This is a genomic window from Actinokineospora sp. UV203 (genome assembly GCF_056323665.1).
The window spans coordinates 5,310,374-5,331,810 of sequence record NZ_CM150484.1 but is presented as its reverse complement, the minus strand read 5'-3'; the positions used below and the strand labels follow the sequence as shown (position 1 = coordinate 5,331,810).

Annotated in this window: 19 protein-coding genes; 11 read left to right on the top strand and 8 right to left on the bottom strand. The window is 71.0% G+C overall.

What is annotated here, in order from left to right:
- Window position 1 precedes the first annotated feature (1 nt).
- A complete protein-coding gene (locus tag ACUZ2Y_RS25630) occupies window positions 2–1,324 on the top strand; it encodes an IS4 family transposase (RefSeq protein WP_476331683.1) in 1,323 nt (440 codons plus the stop codon).
- Window positions 1,325–1,494: 170 nt separating this feature from the next.
- Here ACUZ2Y_RS25630 and ACUZ2Y_RS25625 read toward each other — a convergent pair whose 3' ends face one another.
- On the bottom strand, window positions 1,495–2,235 hold the full coding sequence (locus ACUZ2Y_RS25625) for an SDR family NAD(P)-dependent oxidoreductase (protein ID WP_476323496.1): 741 nt from the start codon (window positions 2,233–2,235) through the stop codon (window positions 1,495–1,497).
- A 292-nt stretch (window positions 2,236–2,527) separates the two neighbouring features.
- Here ACUZ2Y_RS25625 and ACUZ2Y_RS25620 point away from each other — a divergent pair, with 292 nt between their 5' ends.
- From ACUZ2Y_RS25620 to ACUZ2Y_RS25610, 3 genes are read left to right on the top strand one after another with little or no spacing between them, the layout of a single operon-like run.
- A complete protein-coding gene (locus ACUZ2Y_RS25620) occupies window positions 2,528–3,928 on the top strand; it encodes a family 2B encapsulin nanocompartment shell protein (RefSeq protein WP_476323493.1) in 1,401 nt (466 codons plus the stop codon).
- 39 nt (window positions 3,929–3,967) lie between these two features.
- Window positions 3,968–5,362, top strand: coding sequence for a family 2B encapsulin nanocompartment shell protein (locus ACUZ2Y_RS25615; protein WP_476323490.1), 1,395 nt, complete (start codon window positions 3,968–3,970; stop codon window positions 5,360–5,362).
- Window positions 5,363–5,420: 58 nt separating this feature from the next.
- Complete coding sequence (locus ACUZ2Y_RS25610; protein WP_476323487.1) at window positions 5,421–6,461, top strand: family 2 encapsulin nanocompartment cargo protein polyprenyl transferase; 1,041 nt, start codon at window positions 5,421–5,423, stop codon at window positions 6,459–6,461.
- A gap of 484 nt (window positions 6,462–6,945) precedes the next feature.
- Here ACUZ2Y_RS25610 and ACUZ2Y_RS25605 read toward each other — a convergent pair whose 3' ends face one another.
- The 7 genes from ACUZ2Y_RS25605 to ACUZ2Y_RS25575 are packed head-to-tail and all read right to left on the bottom strand — an operon-like array spanning window position 6,946 to window position 14,345.
- Window positions 6,946–7,389 (bottom strand): carboxymuconolactone decarboxylase family protein, encoded by a 444-nt coding sequence (locus ACUZ2Y_RS25605; protein WP_476323484.1) that lies wholly within the window; start codon window positions 7,387–7,389, stop codon window positions 6,946–6,948.
- Window positions 7,386–8,966 carry a class I adenylate-forming enzyme family protein gene (locus ACUZ2Y_RS25600; protein WP_476323481.1) on the bottom strand — a complete coding sequence of 527 codons (1,581 nt, stop codon included), beginning with the start codon at window positions 8,964–8,966 and terminating at the stop codon, window positions 7,386–7,388. The genes ACUZ2Y_RS25605 and ACUZ2Y_RS25600 overlap by 4 nt, the downstream gene beginning before the upstream one ends.
- Window positions 8,963–9,751 carry a class I SAM-dependent methyltransferase gene (locus tag ACUZ2Y_RS25595; RefSeq protein WP_476323478.1) on the bottom strand — a complete coding sequence of 263 codons (789 nt, stop codon included), beginning with the start codon at window positions 9,749–9,751 and terminating at the stop codon, window positions 8,963–8,965. Before ACUZ2Y_RS25595 ends, ACUZ2Y_RS25600 begins: the two co-directional genes overlap by 4 nt.
- Entirely contained in the window at window positions 9,744–11,060 is a 1,317-nt protein-coding gene (locus tag ACUZ2Y_RS25590; RefSeq protein WP_476323475.1) for a protoporphyrinogen/coproporphyrinogen oxidase, read from the bottom strand. The genes ACUZ2Y_RS25595 and ACUZ2Y_RS25590 overlap by 8 nt, the downstream gene beginning before the upstream one ends.
- Window positions 11,057–11,995 carry a UbiA family prenyltransferase gene (locus ACUZ2Y_RS25585; RefSeq protein WP_476323472.1) on the bottom strand — a complete coding sequence of 313 codons (939 nt, stop codon included), beginning with the start codon at window positions 11,993–11,995 and terminating at the stop codon, window positions 11,057–11,059. The genes ACUZ2Y_RS25590 and ACUZ2Y_RS25585 overlap by 4 nt, the downstream gene beginning before the upstream one ends.
- Window positions 11,992–13,116, bottom strand: coding sequence for a DegT/DnrJ/EryC1/StrS family aminotransferase (locus ACUZ2Y_RS25580; RefSeq protein WP_476323469.1), 1,125 nt, complete (start codon window positions 13,114–13,116; stop codon window positions 11,992–11,994). Before ACUZ2Y_RS25580 ends, ACUZ2Y_RS25585 begins: the two co-directional genes overlap by 4 nt.
- Complete coding sequence (locus ACUZ2Y_RS25575) at window positions 13,113–14,345, bottom strand: DegT/DnrJ/EryC1/StrS family aminotransferase (protein WP_476323466.1); 1,233 nt, start codon at window positions 14,343–14,345, stop codon at window positions 13,113–13,115. Before ACUZ2Y_RS25575 ends, ACUZ2Y_RS25580 begins: the two co-directional genes overlap by 4 nt.
- A gap of 225 nt (window positions 14,346–14,570) precedes the next feature.
- On the opposite strand from ACUZ2Y_RS25575, the gene ACUZ2Y_RS25570 reads away from it, so the two are divergent.
- Genes ACUZ2Y_RS25570 through ACUZ2Y_RS25540 form a run of 7 tightly spaced genes read left to right on the top strand, consistent with a single transcriptional unit; the run spans window position 14,571 to window position 21,414 of the window.
- Window positions 14,571–15,557 (top strand): Gfo/Idh/MocA family oxidoreductase, encoded by a 987-nt coding sequence (locus ACUZ2Y_RS25570; RefSeq protein WP_476323463.1) that lies wholly within the window; start codon window positions 14,571–14,573, stop codon window positions 15,555–15,557.
- Entirely contained in the window at window positions 15,557–16,393 is an 837-nt protein-coding gene (locus ACUZ2Y_RS25565) for a sugar phosphate isomerase/epimerase family protein (RefSeq protein WP_476323460.1), read from the top strand. Before ACUZ2Y_RS25570 ends, ACUZ2Y_RS25565 begins: the two co-directional genes overlap by 1 nt.
- A 1-nt stretch (window position 16,394) precedes the next feature.
- Window positions 16,395–17,672 carry a M20/M25/M40 family metallo-hydrolase gene (locus ACUZ2Y_RS25560; RefSeq protein WP_476323457.1) on the top strand — a complete coding sequence of 426 codons (1,278 nt, stop codon included), beginning with the start codon at window positions 16,395–16,397 and terminating at the stop codon, window positions 17,670–17,672.
- Window positions 17,659–18,780, top strand: a complete 1,122-nt coding sequence (locus ACUZ2Y_RS25555; protein WP_476323454.1) for an Ldh family oxidoreductase — start codon at window positions 17,659–17,661, stop codon at window positions 18,778–18,780. Before ACUZ2Y_RS25560 ends, ACUZ2Y_RS25555 begins: the two co-directional genes overlap by 14 nt.
- Window positions 18,780–19,688 carry a Gfo/Idh/MocA family protein gene (locus ACUZ2Y_RS25550; protein ID WP_476323451.1) on the top strand — a complete coding sequence of 303 codons (909 nt, stop codon included), beginning with the start codon at window positions 18,780–18,782 and terminating at the stop codon, window positions 19,686–19,688. Before ACUZ2Y_RS25555 ends, ACUZ2Y_RS25550 begins: the two co-directional genes overlap by 1 nt.
- Window positions 19,688–20,089, top strand: a complete 402-nt coding sequence (locus ACUZ2Y_RS25545; RefSeq protein WP_476323448.1) for a DUF6917 domain-containing protein — start codon at window positions 19,688–19,690, stop codon at window positions 20,087–20,089. Before ACUZ2Y_RS25550 ends, ACUZ2Y_RS25545 begins: the two co-directional genes overlap by 1 nt.
- Window positions 20,086–21,414, top strand: coding sequence for an NAD(P)/FAD-dependent oxidoreductase (locus tag ACUZ2Y_RS25540; protein ID WP_476323445.1), 1,329 nt, complete (start codon window positions 20,086–20,088; stop codon window positions 21,412–21,414). Before ACUZ2Y_RS25545 ends, ACUZ2Y_RS25540 begins: the two co-directional genes overlap by 4 nt.
- Window positions 21,415–21,437: the final 23 nt, after the last annotated feature.

Genomic DNA, 21,437 nt, shown 5'->3' with positions numbered 1-21,437 from the left:
CGTGGCCCAGGGACCGTTCGCACCCGGTCATCTGGGCGAGTTGACCCAAATCGTGCCCTTCGACATGGTCGACGAGATCCTTGCCGAGACCCGCACCGTGCAGGCCAGGGTGCGGGATCTGCCCTCCCGTGTCGTGGTCTATCTCCTGCTGGCCGGGTGCCTGTTCGCGGATCTGGGCTACGGGCAGGTGTGGCACCGCCTCACCGCCGGCCTGGGTGGTCTGGATGTGGCCACACCGACCACGGGAGCGTTGTGCCAGGCCCGCCGTCGGATCGGGATCGCACCCCTGCGGGCACTGTTCGACCTGCTGCGCGGCCCCGCCGCGGCGGGCACCACGGGCGGGGTGCGGTGGCGCGGGCTGCTGGTCACCGCGATCGACGGCGCCACCATGACCGTCGCGGACAGCACGGCCAACCTGACCGTGTTCACCAAACCCGGCAGCCACAACGGCGGGTCCTCATATCCACTGCTGCGGATGCTGGTCCTGGTCTGCTGCGGCACCCGCACCGTCCTGGACACGGTCTTCGGCCCGGCCACCAGCGGTGAGACCACCTATGCCGCCCGGCTGGTCAGCGGCCTGCGGAAGGGCATGATCGTGCTGGCCGACCGGAACTTCGCCGCCGCGGACCTGGTTGCCGCGATCGCCGAAACCGGGGCGCACGTGCTGTTCCGGGTCAAGGCCGCCCGGAAGCTGCCGCCCTTGCGCCGCTACGACGACGGGTCCTACCTGTCGATGCTGGGTGTGCTCCCGGTCCGCGTCATCGACGCCGAGATCACCATCGCGACCAGTGCCGGGCTGCGAACCGGTGCCTACCGGCTGGTCACCACCCTGCTCGACCACCACCGCCATCCGGCGTTCGACATGGTCAGGCTCTACCACGAGCGGTGGGAGATCGAAACCGCGTTCCTGGAGATCAAGTCCACGATCCTGGGCGGGAAGGTCCTGCGCGCCCGCACCCCGACCGGCGTGGTCCAGGAGGTCTACGCCCTGCTGCTCACCTACCAGGTCCTACGCCTGGCGATGGCCGACGCCACCGACACCCGGCCCGGCATCGACCCGGACCGGGCCGGATTCACCGTCGCACTGCACGCCGCCCAAGACCAAGTCGTCCTGGCCGCAGGCGTCATCGCCGACACCGTGATCGACCTCGTCGGCGCGATCGGCAGGCTGGTCCTGGCCAACCTCCTACCCGACCGGCGCATCCGAACCAGCCCCCGCGTCGTCAAACGGGCCATCTCCAAATACAACGCCCGCGGCACCATCGACCGGACCAGCTACAAAGCCACCATCAACATCGACATCCCCGCCCTGCCCGATCCTTGACAACCAGAGCGAACCCCTTAACTACACGGCCTTGGGGCTAGTCCGCCTCCCCGGAATTTCATGTTTGGGTCACCTGCCGGGTGCTGGCGCGGAGTGTTGGGTGACCGTGGTCGGGTGCCGTCACGGTCCCCTTAGGCGGCGGTTGGACAGCGCGGCTGGTCTACCGGACCCTAGCGGGGCATCTTTCGCCACACGGCGCGCGGCAGCAGCCGCAGCACGGCGAAGATCGGTCGCAGGACGGCGGGGACCCACACCTCGCCGCGTTTGCCGCCGAGCGCGCGCACGGTGGCGGCGGCGACCTGGTCCGGGGTGCTGGAGAACGGTGCGGGCGACATGCCCTCCGTCATCCGGCCCACGACGAAACCGGGGCGGACCAGGAGCAGCCGCACACCGCTGCCGTGCAGCGCGTCCGCCAGCCCGGAGGCGAATCCGTCCAGGCCCGCTTTCGCCGAGCCATAGACATAATTGGCCCGCCGCACCCGCACGCCCGCCACCGAGGAGAACACCACGACGGTGCCACTTCCCTGTTGTCGCAAAAGGTTTGCGATATGGGTGAGGACGCTGACGTGCGCCACATAGTCGGTATGCACCACGCGGACCGCGTGCGCGGAATCCTGTTCGGCGACTTTCTGGTCGCCGAGGATTCCGAAAGCCACCACGATCGTGTCGATCGGGCCGTGCGCGCGGGTGATCTCCGCGAGCAGCGGCTCGTGCGAGGCGAGGTCGTCGGCGTCGAACTCCACCCGGTCCACGCTCGTCGCACCGGCGTCACGCAGGATCGCTTCCTCGACGTCGAGGTCGTCGCTGCGGCGCGCGGCCAGCACGACCGTGCGGGCGCCGCGCTCGACCAGCCGCCGGGCGACGGCGACGCCTATCTCACTGCGGCCACCCAAGATCACCAACGGTCCCATTCCGCCAGTCTGCCCGGGTGCCCGCGGGCGCGACACGCCGGGCGGACCGGACGCGCCGACATGATCGAGTGAAAGATCGACTCGCGACTACTCCAAGTCGAGGATAAATACCACATCGAGTGGACTTCATCGAGTTATCACCATCCCATTCGGGGACTGTCGGGTGACTGACCCCGGTGCTAACTTCGAAAATGTCGGCAGCCCAACAATTCGGACCGACATCCCTTCACACCTCACTTCATTTCCCATACTCCATTTCCCATGCCCTGAACAAGGATTGGCGGTACCAGCGGTGACCGAGACAGTGCATCCCCTCAACCCTGCCCGGCCGGAGGCCGCACAGCAGAGCTTGAGCACTGCGGCGGCGCGCAACCTCGCGACCACAACGAAATCCGCGCCGCAGATGCAGCAGATCACCTCGCGGTGGCTGCTGCGCAAACTGCCGTGGTTGCAGGTCACCGGTGGTACGTACCGCGTCAACCAGCGGCGCAGCTACACCGTGGGCGACGGCCGCGTCGCCGTCGACCGGTCGGGCGCCACGGCCCGCGTCGTCGCGGGCGACCTTCGGGAACTGGCCTGTCTGCGCGACTTCGAGGACGAGGACGTGCTCGGCGCGCTCGCGGGCCTGTTCACACAGGAGGAGTACGCCGCGGGCGACACGATCGTGGAGTGGGGCCACGCCGAAGACCGCTTCCTCGTCCTCGCGCACGGGCGCGCCGAACAGCGGGCCGCGGGCGAGTACGACGACGAGGCCGTGGTGGGTGTCCTCGCCGACGGCGAGTACTTCGACCAGTGGGGCCTGGTCGACGAGCGGATCTGGGACTACAGCGTCCGCGCGGTCACCACGTGCACCGTGCTGGCCCTGCGCCGGTCGGACTTTCAGGCGCTGGCCGACCGCGCGCCCGCCCTGCGCGCGCACCTCGACGCGTTCGCGGCCGACGACACGCAGGGCCGCGACGGCGAGGTGCCGATCAACCTCGCGGCGGGCCACACCGGCGAGGTCGAACTGCCCGGCACCTACGTCGACTACCAGGACGCCCCGCGCGAATACGACCTGAGCGTCGCGCAGACCGTCCTCAAGGTCCACACCCGCGTCGCCGATCTCTACAACCAGCCGATGGACCAGGTCGGCGAACAGCTCCGCCTGACCATCGAGGCGCTGCGCGAGCGCCAGGAACACGAGCTGATCAACAACTCCGAGTTCGGCCTGCTGCACAACGCCGACGCCAAGCAGCGCATCCACTCCCGCACCGGGGCGCCGACGCCCGACGACATGGACGAGCTGCTGGCCAAGGTGTGGAAGGACCCGGAGTTCATCCTCGCCCACCCGCGCGCGATCGCCGCCTTCGGCCGCGAGTGCAGCAAGCGCGGGATCTACCCGGCCAGTGTCGACATGAACGGCCACCAGGTGCCGTCCTGGCGCGGCATCCCGGTGCTGCCCTGCAACAAGATCCCGATCAGCGACACCCGCACCACGTCGATCCTGCTGATGCGCACGGGCGAGCAGAACCAGGGTGTCGTCGGCCTGCACCAGACCGGCATCCCTGACGAGTACGAGCCGAGCCTGTCGGTCCGGTTCATGGGCATCGACGAGAAGGCGATCATCTCCTACCTCGTCAGCGCCTACTACTCCGCCGCCGTCCTCGTCCCGGACGCGCTCGGCGTCCTCGACAACGTCCAAATCGGCCTCTGAACACTCTCTCGACCCGAACCACGATTGGCGGATCACACCGTGACCGGCGTACTCGACCCTGCGGCTACAGCACAGCAGAGCCTGAGCACCAACGCGGCCAGGCAACTGGCCACGACCACCAAGTCCGTCCCGCAGATGCAGGAGATCACCTCGCGGTGGCTGCTGCGGATGCTCCCCTGGGTGAACGCCGCGGGCGCCGCCTACCGGGTCAACCGGCGCCTGAGCTACACCGTGGGCGACGGGCGGCTCACCTTCACCAACGTCGGCGCCACGATCAGCGTCATCCCCGCCGAACTGCGGGAACTGCCGCTGCTGCGCGGCCTCGGCGACGACGCCACCCTCGACGCGCTCGCGAACCGGTTCGTCCAGCGGGAGTTCGCCGCCGGCGAGAACATCGTCACCCAGGGCACGCCCGCGGACGCGGTCCACCTGATCGCGCACGGCAAGGTGACCAAGAGCGGGACCGGCCACTACGGCGACCGGACCGTGCTGGCCGTGCTGGCCGACGGCGATCACTTCGGTGACGACGTGCTGCTCGAGTCGAATGCGGCCTGGGAGTTCACCGTCACGACGGACACCGCGTGCACGATGCTTTCCCTGCCCCGCCAGGAGTTCCTGGCGATGCTCGAACGCTCCGAGCCGCTGCGCGAACACATCGACGCGGTCCGTTCCAGCCCCACGGCCGCGCAGAACAAGCACGGCGAAGCCGAGATCGCGATGTCCTCGGGTCACATCGGTGAACCGGACCTGCCCGGCACGTTCGTCGACTACGACGGCGCACCCCGCGAATACGAACTCAGCGTCGCCCAGACCGTCCTGCGCGTGCACTCGCGCGTCGCGGATCTCTACAACGACCCGATGAACCAGGTCGAGCACCAGCTCCGACTGACCATCGAGGCGCTGCGCGAACGCCAGGAATACGAGCTCGTCAACAATCGCGACTTCGGCCTGCTCCACAACGCCGACCTGCGTCAGCGCATCCACACCCGCGCGGGTGCCCCGTGCCCCGACGACCTCGACGAGCTGCTGTCGCGCAGGCGCCGGTCCAACTTCTTCCTCGCCCACCCGCGCGCGATCGCCGCGTTCGGGCGGGAATGCACCAAGCTCGGGCTCTACCCGTCCACAGTGGAGGTTCAGGGCCGGCCGATGCAGGCATGGCGCGGAGTCCCGCTGCTGCCTTGCGACAAGATCCCGATCAGCCCCACCAACACGACGTCGATCCTGGTCATGCGCACCGGCGAGTCCGACCAGGGCGTCATCGGCCTGCACCAGACCGGCATCCCCGACGAATACCAGCCCGGCCTGTCGGTGCGATTCGCGGGCATCAACGAGAAGGCGATCATCTCCTACCTCGTCAGCGCCTACTACTCCGCCGCCGTCCTCGTCCCGGACGCCCTCGGCGTCCTCGAGAACGTCCAGATCGGCCTGGGCTGACCGGGCCCGACCCCATAGTGTCCACAGTGGACCATTAACGAGGAGATCCGCCACCACAATGTCCACCACCGAGGTGATCACCGGCTTTCGCTCCGCACGCGCGGTGCTCGCCCAAAGCCGAACCCTGTTAGACCCCGCTCTGCGCGCCGCCGTGGACACGCTCCCCCAGTCCATGCGGCGGATAGCCGGCTATCACTTCGGGTGGTGGGACGAGCACGGCTGGGCGACGACAGCGGACGCGGGCAAGGCGGTCCGCCCGGCACTGGTGCTGACCGCGGCGGAGGCGGTCGGCGGGTCGGCGGCCACGGCCGTCCCCGCCGCCGTCGCGGTCGAACTGGTGCACAACTTCACCCTCCTGCACGACGACGTCATGGACGGTGACCGCACCCGCCGCCACCGCCCCACCGCGTGGAGCGTCTTCGGCTTAGGCCCGGCCATCCTGGCCGGCGACGCCCTGCTGACGTTGGCGTACGACGTCTTGGCGGCCAGTGAGCACCCCCGGGCCCAGGAGGGCTCCCGCCTGATGTCGGCGGCCGTCCTCGCCGTCCAGGAGGGACAGGCCGCCGACCTGGCCTTCGAGAAGCGCGCCGACGTCGACCTGGTGGAGTGCGTCCGCATGGCCGAAGGCAAGACCGGCGCCCTACTCGGCTGCTCCACAGCGTTGGGGGCCTTGTTCGGCGGCGGCACCCCCACCCAGGTCGACCACCTGCGGACCTACGGCGAACGTCTGGGCCTGGCATTCCAACTGGTAGACGACCTACTCGGCATCTGGGGTGACCCGGCGGCCACCGGAAAGCCGGTCTACTCGGACCTCGACAACCGCAAGAAGTCCCTCCCAGTAGTGGCCGCCCTGGCCTCAGGCACCACAGCAGGCCGCGAACTGGCAGCCCTCTACCACCGCCGAACCCCCTTGACCGCCGCAGACTTGGTGCGAGCCGCAGAACTCATCGACCAGTCAGGCGCCCGAACCTGGGCCCAAACCCACGCCGACGAAGTCCTCACCGAAGCTTTGGACCACGTCCGAACCGCAGGTGTCACCCCCCGCTCCACCGCCGAACTCGACGCGATGGCCCACCTGATCGGCCGCCGAGACCACTGACCCGTGGGGGTGGGAGAGAGAGCCCGGAAGATCCAGGTGATCGGATCAGCGAGGGCTTGGCTCGCCGGGGGCGGGAGTGGGTTGTTGGGCAGGGGTGATTGAGGTTTGCCGGGTGAAAACTCGCGGTTGAGTGGGGCGCGGCGGTTGGACCAGCGAACGACACAGCCCGACTGAACACCCCACAACCCCACCCCAGACGAGGAACCCCCAAGGGAGCTTCGGGTTTCCTCGTCCGGTGCTAAGAGACGAAGAGCTCCCTGAAGGTTTGCTTGTCCGGGGTGGGCTGCGGGTGGTGCGGTCGTCCGAGGGTGCAGGAATAGAGCACTACCTAAAGGTTCGCGTGTTCGGGCCGGGGCCGCGGGTGGTGCGGTCGTGTCGGTGCCGGGGAGTGATTCCGCGGGTTCGGGTGCTCTGGGGTAGTCACGTCTTGGGATGTTGCTGTGTGGCAAGCGATGCAGCGGGCCGGTCATCTCTGCCGTTGTGGCTACTGCGGCTGGAGTTCTGCGGTCACGGCTAGTCGGTTGAAAGCGTTCACCACCGTGATCGTCCAGATCAGCTGTGCCAGCTGGTCCTTGTCGAACTCCTCCTCAGCCCGCTGATACACCTGCTCCGGCACCCGCCTCTCCGACAGCAACGTCACCGACTCCGCCAACGCCAGCGCGGCTCGTTCTCGGTCCGAGAAGAAGCTCGTGCCGGCCCAGACGCTCAACGAGTGCAACCGTCGAGGGGTTTCCCCGGCTTCCAAGGCGGCCGTTGAATGCATGTCTACGCAGAAGGCGCAGCCGTTGAGTTGGGAGGCACGGGTTCTGACCAGTTCCAGCAGCGATCGTTCCAAGCCTGCCTCGATCGCCTGCTTGTCGACCGCCGCGTGGAGGTCCACCAGCTTGCGGTACAGCTCGGGTGCGAGTGTTGTCGGTTGGATTCTCATGTCCAGCGGCCCGTTCCAAAAGTGTCGTTGCCTCGTCTGATCAGGGTGCGCAGTTCCATCCGGCGAACCTTGCCCGTGCCGGTGCGGGGAACTTCGTCCCACGCCATAACCACTGGGTCGGCCAGGGCTGGAAGGTCCCGTACCGCATGGGTCCAGTCGGCTTGGTTGATGCCATTGGTGACCAACACCGGCAACGGCAACTGCCCAGGCGTTCCGAGGATCACGCATTCGGTTACGGCGGGCAAGCGGTCCTCGATGACGTCTTCCAGTTCGACGCAGCTCTGGCCGGGGATGACGTCGACTTCCCTGTCCAGCAACAGATACGACCCCGTCCGGGTGCGGACGCCGATGTCGCCGGTGTTCCACCAACCGTCGTTTAGCTTGTCCTGCCAGCGTTCCTGCTCGCCCACGTACCCAAGGCACCGCACCGCCGTGCGCGCCAGGACCAGGCCCGGGCGGCCGGTGGGTACGGGTTGGAACGTTCGCGGATCGACCACGCGTAGGCGGACGCTGCCAGGGGCGGGCCTGCCGAGGTTTCGGGTGCCGGGGTGGCGGGCTTCTCGGGGAGTGACTGAGCGGCGGGTGAAAAAGCGGAAAGTGAGGGGGCCCGTCTCGGTCTGGCCCCAGACCTGCACCCACAGCGGTCTGCGCGCGGTCGCACCGAGAAAGGCGCGGACCGTGGGCGGGTGCATCGCGTCGAAGGTGCTGACGTAAAGGCGGACGTCGCGGAACGGGTTGTCGGGGCGTTGGGCGAGGGGTTGCCAGCGGACGAAAGTCGACGGCAGGGCTTCGAGTGTGGTCGGCGGATGCGCGCGCAGGGTGCGTTCGGCGTCGGCGGCATCGGGGATGATGACGACTTTTCGGGGTGCCAGCCACAGCACGCTCGCGGTCCACGGGATGGCCCGGCCGTGGCAGAAGGCGATGGACGAGCACACCGTGTCGGTCGGGCGGCTCGACACCACCGGCAGCCGGGTGGCCTCGGTGGCGGACAGCCCGTGGACGAGGGTGCGCGTGCTGTGGATGACCAGCTTCGGCGTGCCGGTCGTGCCCGAGGTGTGGTTGACCACCAGCGGCTCGTCCACGCCCCGCGGCACCGGCGGCGGGGGCTCCTTGCCGCGCAGCTTCTCCAAGTCCAGGGCACCTGGGTGCGGTCCGTCGAGCGTGAGGGTGCGCCGGGCGAAGCCCAGCAGGTCGGTCTCGTGGTCGCGGGCCCGGTCGAGGACAGCGTTCGTCGTGACCAGCAGCGTCGGGTCGAGTCGCTTCAGCAGCAGCTGCAACGTCGGCGGCGGCAAGTGGTCGGACAGCAGCGCGGGCACCGCGCCGATCCGCACGGCCGCGCAGGCGAGCAGCACGTAGTCCCAGTGGTTCTCCTTGACCACCGCCACCCTGTCCCCGGGACGCACCCCCGCCGCGTGCAGCCAGCCCGCCGCGCCGCGCACCAAGGCGGCAAGTTGCGGGACGGTGTACTGCGTTCCGTGGTTCGGCGCGATGTCCAGCGGCCTGCTCAGCTCCACGACCGTGCGGACGTCGCGGTCGACCAGGTCGTCGAACAGGGTGCCGAGGTCCGTGGGCTTCATCGGTCGTCCTTCCTGCCGGTGACCGTGACCATGACCTGGGACAGCCAGCGGTGCCGGGGGTCGGCGAGGTCGGACACCGCGAGGTCGATGTCCACATCGGACACCGTGCCGCGCGCGACCATGGCGGGCCGCAGGTGCTCCAGCCACAACGCGAACCACCGGGCGCCGTCGCTGCCGCCCCGCACCACCTCCGCGCGCCCGTCCGCGTGCACGCTCGACAACCCCGCGGCCTCCACGAGATCGACGTCGAGCAGCCCGCACCGGGGGTGGTAACCCGCGTCGATCATGACCTCATAAGCCGCTCGTTTGACCAGCGCGTGGAACTCGCCGTCGACGTGGCTGAACAGCGACGTCGTGTCGGTGTCCTCCAGGACCAGGTAACCGCCGGGCCGCAACGCCCGGCACATCCCGCGCACGGCCGCCGCGCGGTCGCCGACGTGCTGCATGACCAGCCGCGCGTGGATGAGGTCGTACGCGCCTTCGGGCAGCGGGTCGCGGCTGATGTCGAGTTCCCACAGGGCCACACCGAGCGCGCCGAGCCTGCCCAGCCGCGAGATGTCGAGGTCGACCGCGGTGACCTCGGCGCCCTGCGCCGCCAGCCACGCCGCGACGGACCCGCGGCCCGCGCCGACCTCCAGGCAGTGCCAGGTCTCGGCGACGCCCAGGTGGCTCAGCTTCTCGATCGTTCCCTTGTCCCACAACGCCTCACCGTGGGCGAGGCGTTCCTCCTCACGGTCGAACGCCGTGCCGAAGACGTACCGGATGGGAGCCGCCGCGTCAGCCACGGAGCACCGCCAACGGGCTCTCGGCCATGATCCGCTGCGACACCAGTTCGGCGGACCGCACGGCGCCCTCACTGCTGGGCCGCTGCACACACCAGTCGCCCGCGTATTCGATGGACGACAACGGCCTGCGCACGAACTCCTCGCGCGCGGCCAGCGAAGCGGCGGTCGGCATCGGCAGTCCATGCCGGAAGCGCACCACCACGGACACCCGGCACGCGGACGCGAGGTCGGGCAAGTACCGGGCAGCGTGCCGAAGGAGGGTGTCGACGACCTCGTCGTTGGACAAGTCAAGCAGCCGCTCCACGCCCGCCCCGGCGACCAGGGTGACCATGCCGCGGCCTGCGGGCACGCGGTCGGGATGCTTGCGGTCATCGAGAACGAAGCCCGCGAACGCCTGGTTCTCCACCGCGGGAACCGCGACAGCCCAGGATGAGCCGCCGGCGCCGATGGGCCGGTCGAGCAGGCACACCACCTTGACCATCGGCTGGAATTCGCACGCGCGCACAAAATCCGGTGCCCCCGCGTGCAGGTCGACGGCGACCGGCGCGGGCACGCACAGCACGACCTGCCGCGCGGTCAGGACCGCTCCGTCGACGGTGATCCGGGCCCCTCCAGGCGTCTGCGTGACTTCCTGGACCGCGACGCCCGTGCTCACCTCCACCCGCGAGGCGAGCATCCGAGCGAGGGTGTCCATCCCGTCGCGCCACGTGCGGAACGAACTGGTCGGGCCGACCGCGAGCAGGTGGCTCAGCAGCGGCCCGGCGGCGGCGCGATCGGTGTCCCAGCCGAAGAATCCGCCGCACAGCGGCTGCAGCAGGTAGTCGTGGACATCGGGATGGTGCCGCCGCGCGAACTCCCGAACCGTCGTCACGCCGAGCGGTGTGCGCTCCGGCCGGTCGACGTCGAACGAACGCTTGCGCACCGCCGCCGACGCCATCAGCTTGGCCAGACTCGCCCGGCCCGCCGCGGTCAGCCCGGCGCCGCTGACCATGCCGCGCGGGTCGCCGACGTGGGGATGCGGCCTGCCCTCGCGCCACATCGCGAGGTCGCCGCCGATCAGCGGTGTGTCCTCTTCGGACATCCCGAGGTCGCGCATCAGCCGCCAGATGGCCGGGTAGCCGTGGGTGCCGATCATCTCGGCGCCGGTGTCGATGAGGTAGCCCTCGCGGCGCACGCTGCGCATCCGGCCACCGACATGCGCGGCCGACTCGAACACATGCACCGAACGTCCGGCCTGGCGCAGCCGGAAAGCGAGGGACAGCCCGGCGATGCCCGCGCCGACGATGGCGACATCGAGGTCGGCGGTCACGACCAGGCTCCGACCAGGTTGACCGCGATGAGCAGCGCCGTGGTCAGCCGGTGCACGCGCAGGCCGAGCTTGCGCGCGCCGAGGAGGTCGCCCAATCCGATGCCGCGGTGCAGCTGGGCCACCCGCAGGATGATCGCGGGCAGCATCACCAGGGAGAACCACCACGGGGCCGCGCCGAGCCCGGCCGAGGCCACGATCAGCGCGGTCTCGGCGACCGTGAGGCCCGCGATGAACAGCCGGTTCCCGTTCTCCGTGGCCAAAGCGGCCACCGTGGGCCGACCCACCGCCGCGTCACCGGCCGCGTCGCGGGTGTTGGAGTAGACGCCGAACATGAGCGGCCCGAGTCCGAAGAGGACGGCCTGCACGATGCCGAAGCCACTGACCGTCCCAGTGGCGAACCCGACCGCGCAGAGCACCAAGCCGATGCCGAACCCGGCCAGGAACACCTCCTGCCAGCCGCGGTAGCTGATCTTCAGCCCCCACGAGTACTGGACCGCCGTCACCAGGCACAGCGTGGCCAGCCCGACCGTCCATATGAGACTGAATGGCGCGACGAGTGCCGCCAGGACCCAGAACCCCGCGCCCAAAGCCGCCGCGCACCACCCGAAGCGCACCGCTTCTATCACGGTGATCTCGCCGGTCAGCAGCGGCTTGCGCGCGAGCTTGCGGGCGGGCGCGTCCGGCCCGTAGTTGGCGCTGTCGCTGCCGTCGATGAACCCGGTCACGTCGTCGAACGTGACCGCCGAGGCCACCACGAACACCGTGCCGACGCCGAACAGGGCGAGCATCCCGAGCACGCTCGGCTGAAACCACGCCGCGGGCCCGATGATCGACCAGGCGAGCGGCAGGGCGAGGTAGTAGTCCCAGACGTCGAGCTTGGCCAGCCGGGCGTAGACCCCGGCCCGGCCCGGCAGGACGTCGGTGATCGTCGTCATGGTCGTCCTCCCGGGAAGGCACAGACCGCGTCGGCGATGTGTTCCACCTGGGCGTCGGTCAGGTGCGGGTAGATGGGCAGCGCCAGGATCCGGGAACTGGCCAGCTCGGCGTGCGGCCAGAACCGTCCGGGCGGCGCGTATTCGGCGAACGCGGGCTGCGCGGGCAGCGGCGACGGGTAGTAGACGTGCGTGCCGACGCCGTGCTCGGCGAGGTGCCGCTTGAGGTCGTCGCGGCGGTCGACGAGCAGCGAGTAGACGTAGAAGCAGCGACCCTCGCGGCCGGTGGGCGGCGGCTGGATCCCGCGCTCGACCAGACCGCTGAACCGCTCGGTGTAGTAGTCGGCGATCTGCGCGCGGCGTTCGAGCCGACCCGCCAGACCACCCAGCCGGTGCAGCTGGAACTCGGCCATGATCTCGTCGAACCGGCTGTTGAAGCCGACCATGTGGTGCACGAACCGCTGCTTGCCGTCCTGGCCGTGGTTGCGCAGCATCCGCACCCGCCGCCCGATCTCCTCGTCGTCAGTGACGACCGCGCCGCCCTCGCCGATCGAGCCGAACGTCTTGACCTGCACGAACGAGAACACGCCCGCCTCGCCCCAGCGCCCGGCGGGGATCCCGTCCAGGACACCGCCCTGGGCGACCGCCGAGTCCTCGATCAGCCGCAAGTCGTGCCGGTCGGCCAGCTCGCGCATGGTCGGCATGTCGGCCATCACCGAGAACATGTGCGCGGGCATGATCGCCGCGGTCCGGCCGGTGATGGCCTGCTCGACCTCGTAGGGCTCGACCACCATCGTCCACGGGTGCACGTCGGCGAAGACCGGCGTGGCGCCGACGTTGACCACCGACGCGGCCAGCGGCGCGCAGCCGAACGCGGGCACGACGACCTCGTCGCCGGGCCCGATGTCCATCGACCGCAGCACCAGCATCAGCGCGGTCGTGCCGCTGCCGCAGGCCACCACGTCGGCCGCGCCGAGCTGCTCGCGCAGCGCCCCCTCGAACCGGGCGGTGCGCTCGCCGAGGATGAACTTCTGCTCCTCGGCCAGGCCGATCCGGCGCACGGTGTCGAGCAGCAGCTCGCGGTCGTCGTCGAACAGGTCGGGCGGGAAGAACGGAAGGATCACGGCCTGCTCCCGGTGTAGAAGGCCCGGATCAGCTCGCACACCCGGTCGACGTGGCGCTCGGCCAGGTCCGGGTAGAGCGGCAGGGCGACGGCGTGCGCGCAGGCGGCTTCGGCGTTGGGGAACTCGCCCGCCCGGTGGCCCAGCTCGGCGAAGCACGGCTGGCGGTGCAGCGGGACGGGGTAGTACGTCTCGGTGGTGACACCGTTCGCGGCGAGGTGCGCGACCAGGTCGTCGCGGCGCTCGACCTCGATCAGGTACACGTAGAACACCGCGTCGGTCTTCACCTCGCGCTCGACCAACGTCGGCAGCCTGCGCACGCCGGGGCAGCCGGTGAGGCGCTCGGTGTAGGCCGCGGCGAGTTCGGCGCGGCGGGCGATGTCGGCGTCGAGCCGGGTGAGCTTGGCGAGCAGGATGGCGGCCTGGAAGTCGTCCATCTTGCTGTTGAGACCCGGCAGCGCGGTCTCGTTGCTGATGCCCGGGAAGTGGTCGATCGTGCGGCCGAACCGCCCGTGGTGGCGCAGCGCGGCGGCGGTCTCGGCGATCCGGTCGTCGTTGGTGATGACCGCGCCCGCGTCCCCCAGGGCACCGAGGGTCTTGGTCGGGAAGAACGACAGCACGCCGCCGATACCGATCAGCCCCGCGTGCACGCCGTCCCAGCGCATGCCGATCGCCTCGGCGCTGTCCTCGACGACGGTCAGCGCGTACTGCTCGGCGACCTCCGCGATCGCGGCCAGGTCGGCGAGCTGGCTGAACAGGTGCACCGGCATGATCATCCGGGTGCGGTCGGTGATGGCCTCGGCCGCCGAGGCCGGGTCGATGCTGTAGGTCACCGGGTCGATGTCGGCGAACGCGGGCCGCCCGTGGGCCAGCGCCACCGACGACGCCGAGGCGACGAAGCTGAACGCGGGGACGACGACCTCGTCGCCCGGCCCGAGGCCCGCGGCGCGCAGGAGCAGGACCAGGGCGTCGGTGCCGGAGTTGACACCGACGACGTGCGCGGCGCCGATGCGCTCGGCGAGCACGGTCTCGAACTCGGCGACGAGATGGCCGTGGGAGTACTTGCCCCGGTCGACGACGGCGTTGAGGTTGGCCTGGGTCAGCGGCCAGAGGTCCGCGAACGACGCGGCCTGGGTGAAGAAGGGGACAGTGACTTTTACGACTTCAATGTCACCGGTGGCGCCTGGGGCCTGCGCGGCGGCGGGATCCGCGAACGTCGCGGCGTGCTCCATGCGTGTCCTTTCCGGACTGCGTGTTCTTCCAGACGCGACTCAGTGGTGAAATTCCTCGGCTGCGGCGCGACCCCATTCCAACCTAGCCAGACGACATTCGTTGAACCGCAACGGAATCCAAAGATCACACGGACGTGTGGCGGTGCCGGGTCCGCGTTGACACCGCCCCGGGCCGCCACCAGTGTTGACGGGCGTCACCCGATCCCGCGCAGGAGGCAGCAACCGATGCTGGGCACGCTCGTCGTGGGACTCGGTCGAGCGGGGACGGAGCTGCACCTGCCGGTGCTGCGCCGGCTGCGCCCCGACGCTCCCGTGGTCGTCTTCGACCCCCACCGGACGGCGCGGACCGACGGTGTCACCGTCGCCGACTCGCTGCCGCACGCCGCCCGGCTCATCGACCCGGCGAACACCGTCGTGCACCTGTGCACCCCGCCGTCGGCCCGGATCGCCCCGCTGACCGCGCTGGCCGAGCTGGGCTTCCGCCGGGTGCTGGTCGAGAAGCCGCTCGCCGCCGACGACCACGACCTGCGCGAGGTGCTGGCGCTGCGCGAGACCGCGGGCCTGGACCTGCTGCCGGTCGGCCAGTGGCGGGCCAGCGAGCTGACCAGGCGGCTGGCCGCGATCCTGCGTCAGCGCGGGCTGGGCAGGCCCCGGTCGATCACCATCGTGCAGAGCAAGCCGCGGTTCGCCCGCACGGGACTCGGCGACGACCACCCCAGCGCGTTCGACGTCGAAGTGCCGCACTCCGTGCTGCTCGCCCTGCTGCTGGCGGGGCCCGCTGAGGTCCTCGGCGCGCACTGCTCGGACATGCTCCTCGGGGAGAATGTGTACGCCGCGCTCGGCGGCGCCGTGCTGCGGCTGAGCCACGCCAGTGGCGTGCGCACCGAGATCCGCACCGACCTCACGTCCCCGATCCGCGAGCGGCGGGTCACCATCGACCTCGACGGCGGCACCGTCGTCGGCCACTTCGCGGTGAGCGCCGCCGACGACCACGCGCAGCTGCGGGTCAGCACCCAGGGCCAGCAGCTGCGCTCGGTGTTCCGCGACGACTCGCTCGGCGCCTTCCTGGCCCACGCCTACCGGCATTTCGCCGGCGAGGACCGCATCGCCGACGAGCCCGATACCGGCGCCGCGGTCGTCGAGCTGATCAGCGCCGCCAAGCGGCTCTCCGGCATCTCCCCTGCCGCGGTGCCGGAAGGGGCGAGCCGGTGATGTCGCTGCCGGTCCTCGCGGGGATCGGCGACGAAGCCGGACCCGAACTCGCCGACCAGGTGGCCGCCATCGCCGCGCTGGAGTGGGACGCCATCGAACTGCGCACGGTCGGCGGAACCGCGATCGCCGACCTCGACGACCGCGCGTTCGACCTGGTGGCGGCCACGCTGGCCGAGCGCGGCCTGCACACCGTGTGCGTCGACTCCCGCATCGGCGACTGGTCGAGCACGATCACCGGCGACTTCGGCCGCGACCTGGAGGAGCTGCGCACACTCGGACCCCGCTGCGCCGCGCTGGGCACCCGGTACGTGCGGATCATGTCGTACCCGAACGGCGGCCTGGCCGACGCGGAGTGGGAGCGCCGGGTGCTGCGCCGCGTCCGCGAGCTGGCCGCGCGGGCCGAGCAGCACGGACTGGTCCTGCTGCACGAGAACTGCGCGGGCTGGGCGGGGGCGAACGCGAAGCACGCGCTGGACCTGCTGGCCGAGGCCGACAGCCCGGCGCTGCGGCTGCTGTTCGACACCGGCAACGGCGTGGCCTACGGGTACTCGGGTCTCGCGATGCTCACCGAGCTGGTCGAGCACGTCGCGCACGTCCACATCAAGGACGGCGCCGACGGGCTCTTCGGCCCGGCCTGGACGATTCCCGGCCAGGGCGACGCGAACGTGGCCGCCTGCCTGGACCTGTTGGCCGCCAACGGGTACCAGGGAGCGCTGTCGATCGAGCCGCACCTGAACCTGGTCCCGCACGAGGACGGCGGCGGCACGGGCTCGGCCGACGGGTTCATCGCGGCCGGGCTGGCGCTGGAGTCCCTCCTCTTCGATGCGGAGAGGTGACATGGCCGACCTGACCGACGCCGACCACAAGCTGTTGGTGCGGCTGCTCGAACTGCCCACGGCCGGTCCACTGGAGACCGCCGAGCCCGCCCGGCTGTGGGACGCCCAGTTCGCCTACGCCGAGTCCGCGCCCGAGTTCGAGGTCCTGCACCACGCCCCCGCCGACCTCGCGGAGCTGCGCAAGGCGGACGTCCCGGCCACCGTGCGCGAGGCCGCGCGGCACGCCGGGTTCCTCGACGGGCAGCCGAACCTGGTCCTGCGACTGGGCCGGGAGCGGCCACGCGCGCGCACGGTGATGTTCAACGTGCACCTCGACACCGTCTCCGGCATGGAGCCGGTGTCGTTCGACGGCGAGGTGTTCCGCGGCCGTGGCGCGATCGACGCGAAGGGGCCCGCGGTGGCGCTGCTCGCGGGCATCCGCGACGCCGTCGCGCGCGACCCGCGCATCGGCGGCGACGTGTCGGTGCTGGTCCAGGCCGTGTCGGGCGAGGAGGGCGGGGCGATGGGCACCTTCGGGACCCGGCCGCTCGTCGAACGCGGCTACTTCGGCGCGCTCAACGTGTTCTGCGAGCCGACCGGCCTGCGCTACCTGCCGCGCGCCACCGCGTCGGCCACCGCCCGGGTCCGGGTCAAGGGGTTCGGCGCGATCGACGACCGGCCGGGCGACGGGCACAACGCGACCGTCCTGCTCGGCTTCCTGGCCCAGCACCTCGCCGGTGAACTCCGGAGCGACGCGAACGGGCACGCCTGCATCGCGGGCCTGCACACCGGCACGGCGCACAACCGCGTCTACGGCTCGGGCGATCTGCTGGTGAACCTGGCCTACGCCACCGAGTCCGCGGGCGCCCGGCTCACCGGCACGCTCGACCGCGCGGTCGCGGGCGGGGTCGAGCGGTTCGGCGCCCTGTTCGCCGACCAGCCGGAGTTCGCCCGCACGGCCGCCGAAGCCCACTCGGTGACCACAGTGGACTGGATCAAGCGCGGGCTGCCGACGCTGTCCGGCGCCGCGCCCGGTCTCGACGAGATCATGGCCGCCGCCAATGTCCCGTGCTGGCCCGACGACGAGCCCGCGTTCACGTGTGACGCCATCTGGATGTCCGGGGTGCCCGGCACCGCCACCGCGGTGCTCGGCCCCGGCGACCTCGCCGCCAACAACGCGCACGCCGAAGGCGAATTCGCCGCGCTGGCCGACCTGTCGGCGTTCGCCGCACAGGTCTCGCGGGTGCTGCTCGCCTTCGCCGATGTCCCGACGAGAACGGAACACGATGACCGACCTTGACATCGCGGACATCGCGCATCCCACGACCCGGGTCCGGGTTCCGCGGGAAGACCTGCTCGCGTTCACCGCGGCGGTCTTCACCGCCAACGGCGTCCCCGCCGGACGCGCGAGAGCGGCAGCGGCGGCGCTGTGCCATGGCGACATCACGGGCGCGGCGTCGCACGGGCTGGACAACCTGACCCGGATCTACCTGCCGCTGCTGACCTCCGGTCGGTCCCGGCCCGACGCCGAACCGCGGGTGCTCACCGACCTCGGCGCCACGGTCCTGCTCGACGCCCAAGGCGCGCTTGGCCTGTGGCTCGCGGGCGAGGCGATGGACCTCGCGGCCGAGCGGGCGGCGCGGCACGGCATCGGGATGGTGTCCGTGCGCGGCGCGACGCACTTCGGCTGCGCGGGTCCGCACGCGCTGCGCGCGGTCGAACGCGGCATGATCGGCGTGGTCGCGGCCAACTGCGGCCACCAGCGCATCGCCCGCCCACCGGGTGGCCGGGTCCCGATGCTGGGCACCAATCCGCTCAGCGTCGCGGCGCCCGCGGGTGCGCACCCGCCATTCCTGCTGGACATGAGCACGACCACGGCACCGACCGGCAAGGTGCGGGCGGCGGCGCGCGCGGGCGAGCCGATCCCGGCGGGCTGGCTCGCCGACGACACCGGCGCTCCCGTCACCGACCCGGCCAGGTTCGACACCGGCGAGGCCCACCTGACGTGGCTGGGCGGGACGGGATCGGCCGAGTACAAGGGTTTCGGGCTCGGGCTGATGGTGGAGGTGCTCGCCGCGCTGGTGCCCGGCGCGGGTCTGGGGCCCGCACCGGCCGCGCTGGCCGCGGACCGCGCGCCCGACGACGACATCGGCCTGCTGCTGCTGGCCATCGCGCCCGGCGCGCTGCGCGAGCCCGACGGGTTCCAGCGCGACGCCGGTTCGCTGTTCGGGTCCATCCTGGGCTGCCCGCCGCTGCGCCCCGGCGACGCCATCTCCTACCCCGGCTGCCCCGAGGCGCGGCACGCCGCCGAGTCGGCCGAGTTGGGCGTCCCGCTCGACCGCGATGTCTACGTCGACCTGCGGTCGGTCGCCGACCGGTTCGGCCTGCGGCTGCCGGAGGAGTGCTGATGCGGATCGGTGTCGTGGGAGTCGGGGTGATCTCCCGGTTCTACCTGGCGGTGCTGCGCGAGAGCGGGCCGCTGAGGCTGGGCGCGGTGTGCGACGTGCGGCCGGAGGCGCTGGCGCCCTACCGCGACGAGGTGCCGTGCTGGTCCGACCACCGCGACATGATGGCCGCGGGCGGACTGGACGCGGTCGTCGTGACCGTGCCCAACGACCGGCACGCCCCGGTGTGCCGCGACCTGCTCGACGCGGGTCTGCCGGTGTGCGTGGAGAAACCCCTGGCCATCGCCCTCGACGACGGCCGCGAATTGGCCGAACTCGCCGCCGCCCGCGCGGCCGTGCTGTTCACGGCGTTCCACCGGCGCTACAACGCGCGGGTGCGGGCGTTGCTCGACGGACTCCCCGGCGACGTCCCGATCGAGTCGGTGCGGGTCCGGTACCTCGAACGCATCGAAGACCACGTCGGCGACGACCGCTGGTACCTCGACCCGGCGCGCTGCGGCGGCGGATGCGTGGCCGACAACGGCCCCAACGCCTTCGACCTCGCCCGCCTGTTCCTCGGCCCGCTCACCCTGTCCGACGCCGACGTCCGCCGCGACGAGGCCGGGGTGGACCGGCAGGCGGAGATCCGGCTCACCTCGGCCTCCGGCGCCGAGGCGGTGGTGGAACTCGACTGGAGCCACGAGGGCGAGACCAAGGACGTCGAGGTGCGCCTCGCCGACGGCACGGTGCGGCGGGCGGACATGCTCACCGGGTTCCCCGGGTTCAAGCAGTCGCTGTGGCACGAGTACTCCGGGGTGCTGCGGGACTTCGCCCGCGCGGTCCACGTCGGCGGCGAGGACGACGCGGGCCTGTCCGCCCTGGAACTGGTCGACGCCGTGTACCGCACCGAGCTGAGTGTGAGGGGCCGCTGATGATCGAGGATGGCGACAAGCGTTCCGTGGCGGGCGTGCTGGTCAAGGTGCTGGTGCACAGCCGCGACGACCGGGGCATGCGGCTCGAGGAGTTCGCCAGCCGGTGCGTGCGCCAAGGCGAGGTGCACGAGCTGGTCACCACCGACCACGGCGTCGACGACCCCAGCATCGACCGGGTCGGCTTCCTCGGGTTCACCGAGATCTCCCACGGCGGCGTCATCGACCGGGGCGACGAGGTGCGCATCGGCGGCAAGCTCGTCGGCACGGTCCTCGGGTTCGACGCCTGCCACTTCCCGAACCACTACAACATCCTGATCCACCGCGAGACGCCGGTGACCGGCCAGGAGATCGCGTTGCGGCCCGAGTCTGCTGTCCACTTCGTCCAGTCCGCCACCAGATGAGGCGCGTGGTCGTCGCGGGCGGCAGCCTCGCGGGTCTGCTCGCCGCGCGGGTCCTGCACGATGTGGCCGACGAGGTCGTGATCGTCGAGCCTGACGACCTGCCCGACGGCGCGGTCAACCGGGCGGGCACGCCGCACGGCGACCAGTTCCACGTGCTGCTCGGCATGGCGCAACAGCTGTTCGCGCACTGGTTCCCGACGCTGTTCGACCGGCTCGCGCTGGACGGCGCGGTGGGGTACACCCACGACGAGACCCGGATGTTCGTCGACGGCGGGATGCGGCTGCCGGTCCCGGGAGACCCGCTGATGCCGATCATGCGGCCACTGCTGGAATGGCATGTGCGCGGCGACGTGCTCAAGCTGCCGACCGTGCGGCTGGTCCGGGACCGGGTGGTGGGACTGACGGCCGGACTGGGCCGGGTGGACGGTGTCCGCCTCGCATCAGGCGCAAACGTCGGCACGGCCGACCTCGTCGTCGACGCCACCGGGCGGTCGTCCCGGCTGGGCGACTGGTTGCTGCGGCTGGACTTCGCCCCGCCGCCGAAGCGGCGGATGGCCCTCGACCTCGGCTACGCGACCACGCTGTACCGCCGCTTCCCGGAGCAGCGCCTCGACGATTTGGTGGCCGTCCACTCGCTTCGGTCGGCGGCCTCGGCTGAGCCTGGGGTGAGCGTCGTCGCCCCGGCGGGCCCCGACCGGTGGATCTGCACGGTGTCCGCCTACGGGGCGCAGCGGCCGGGCCGGTCGGCGGAGGAGTTCCGGGCGCGCTGCGAACGCGAGCCCGCGGCCGGGTTCGCCGCCCTGGCAAGGGAATGCGAACCCGCTGGGCCGGTGTCGGTCTACCGGTATCCGCACAGCTTCCGGCGGGACTTCCATGAGCTGCAACGGTTTCCCGCGGGTCTGGTCCCGGTGGGTGACGCGGTGGCGTCGTTCAACCCGGTGTACGGGCAGGGAATGCCGTCAGCGGCCCTGCACGCTTCGGCTTTGGGCGCGTGGCTGGCTTCCGGGGAGGACGTCCACGGCTACTTCCGCAGGCTACGGGTGTTGGTGGACGCCGCTTGGCAGACCTCCGTGGTCGCCGACCTAGCCCTCCCCCACCTCCGCGCGGAACGCCCGCGCGGCCACCGACTGATGCGGGCGGTGAGCGAAGCCATCGACCGCGCCACCATGAGCGACCCGATCGTGGCCCGCCGCTTCCTCGACGTGGTCAACATGCGCGCCCACCCCCGCGACCTCCTACACCCCACCCTCCTAACCCGCGCCTTCCTAGCCCCAACCCCGCGAGTCGCCCCGTCCAGCAAACGAGTCGCCCCTTCCGGCAAGTGAGTTCAACATTCAGGCAGCGGTGG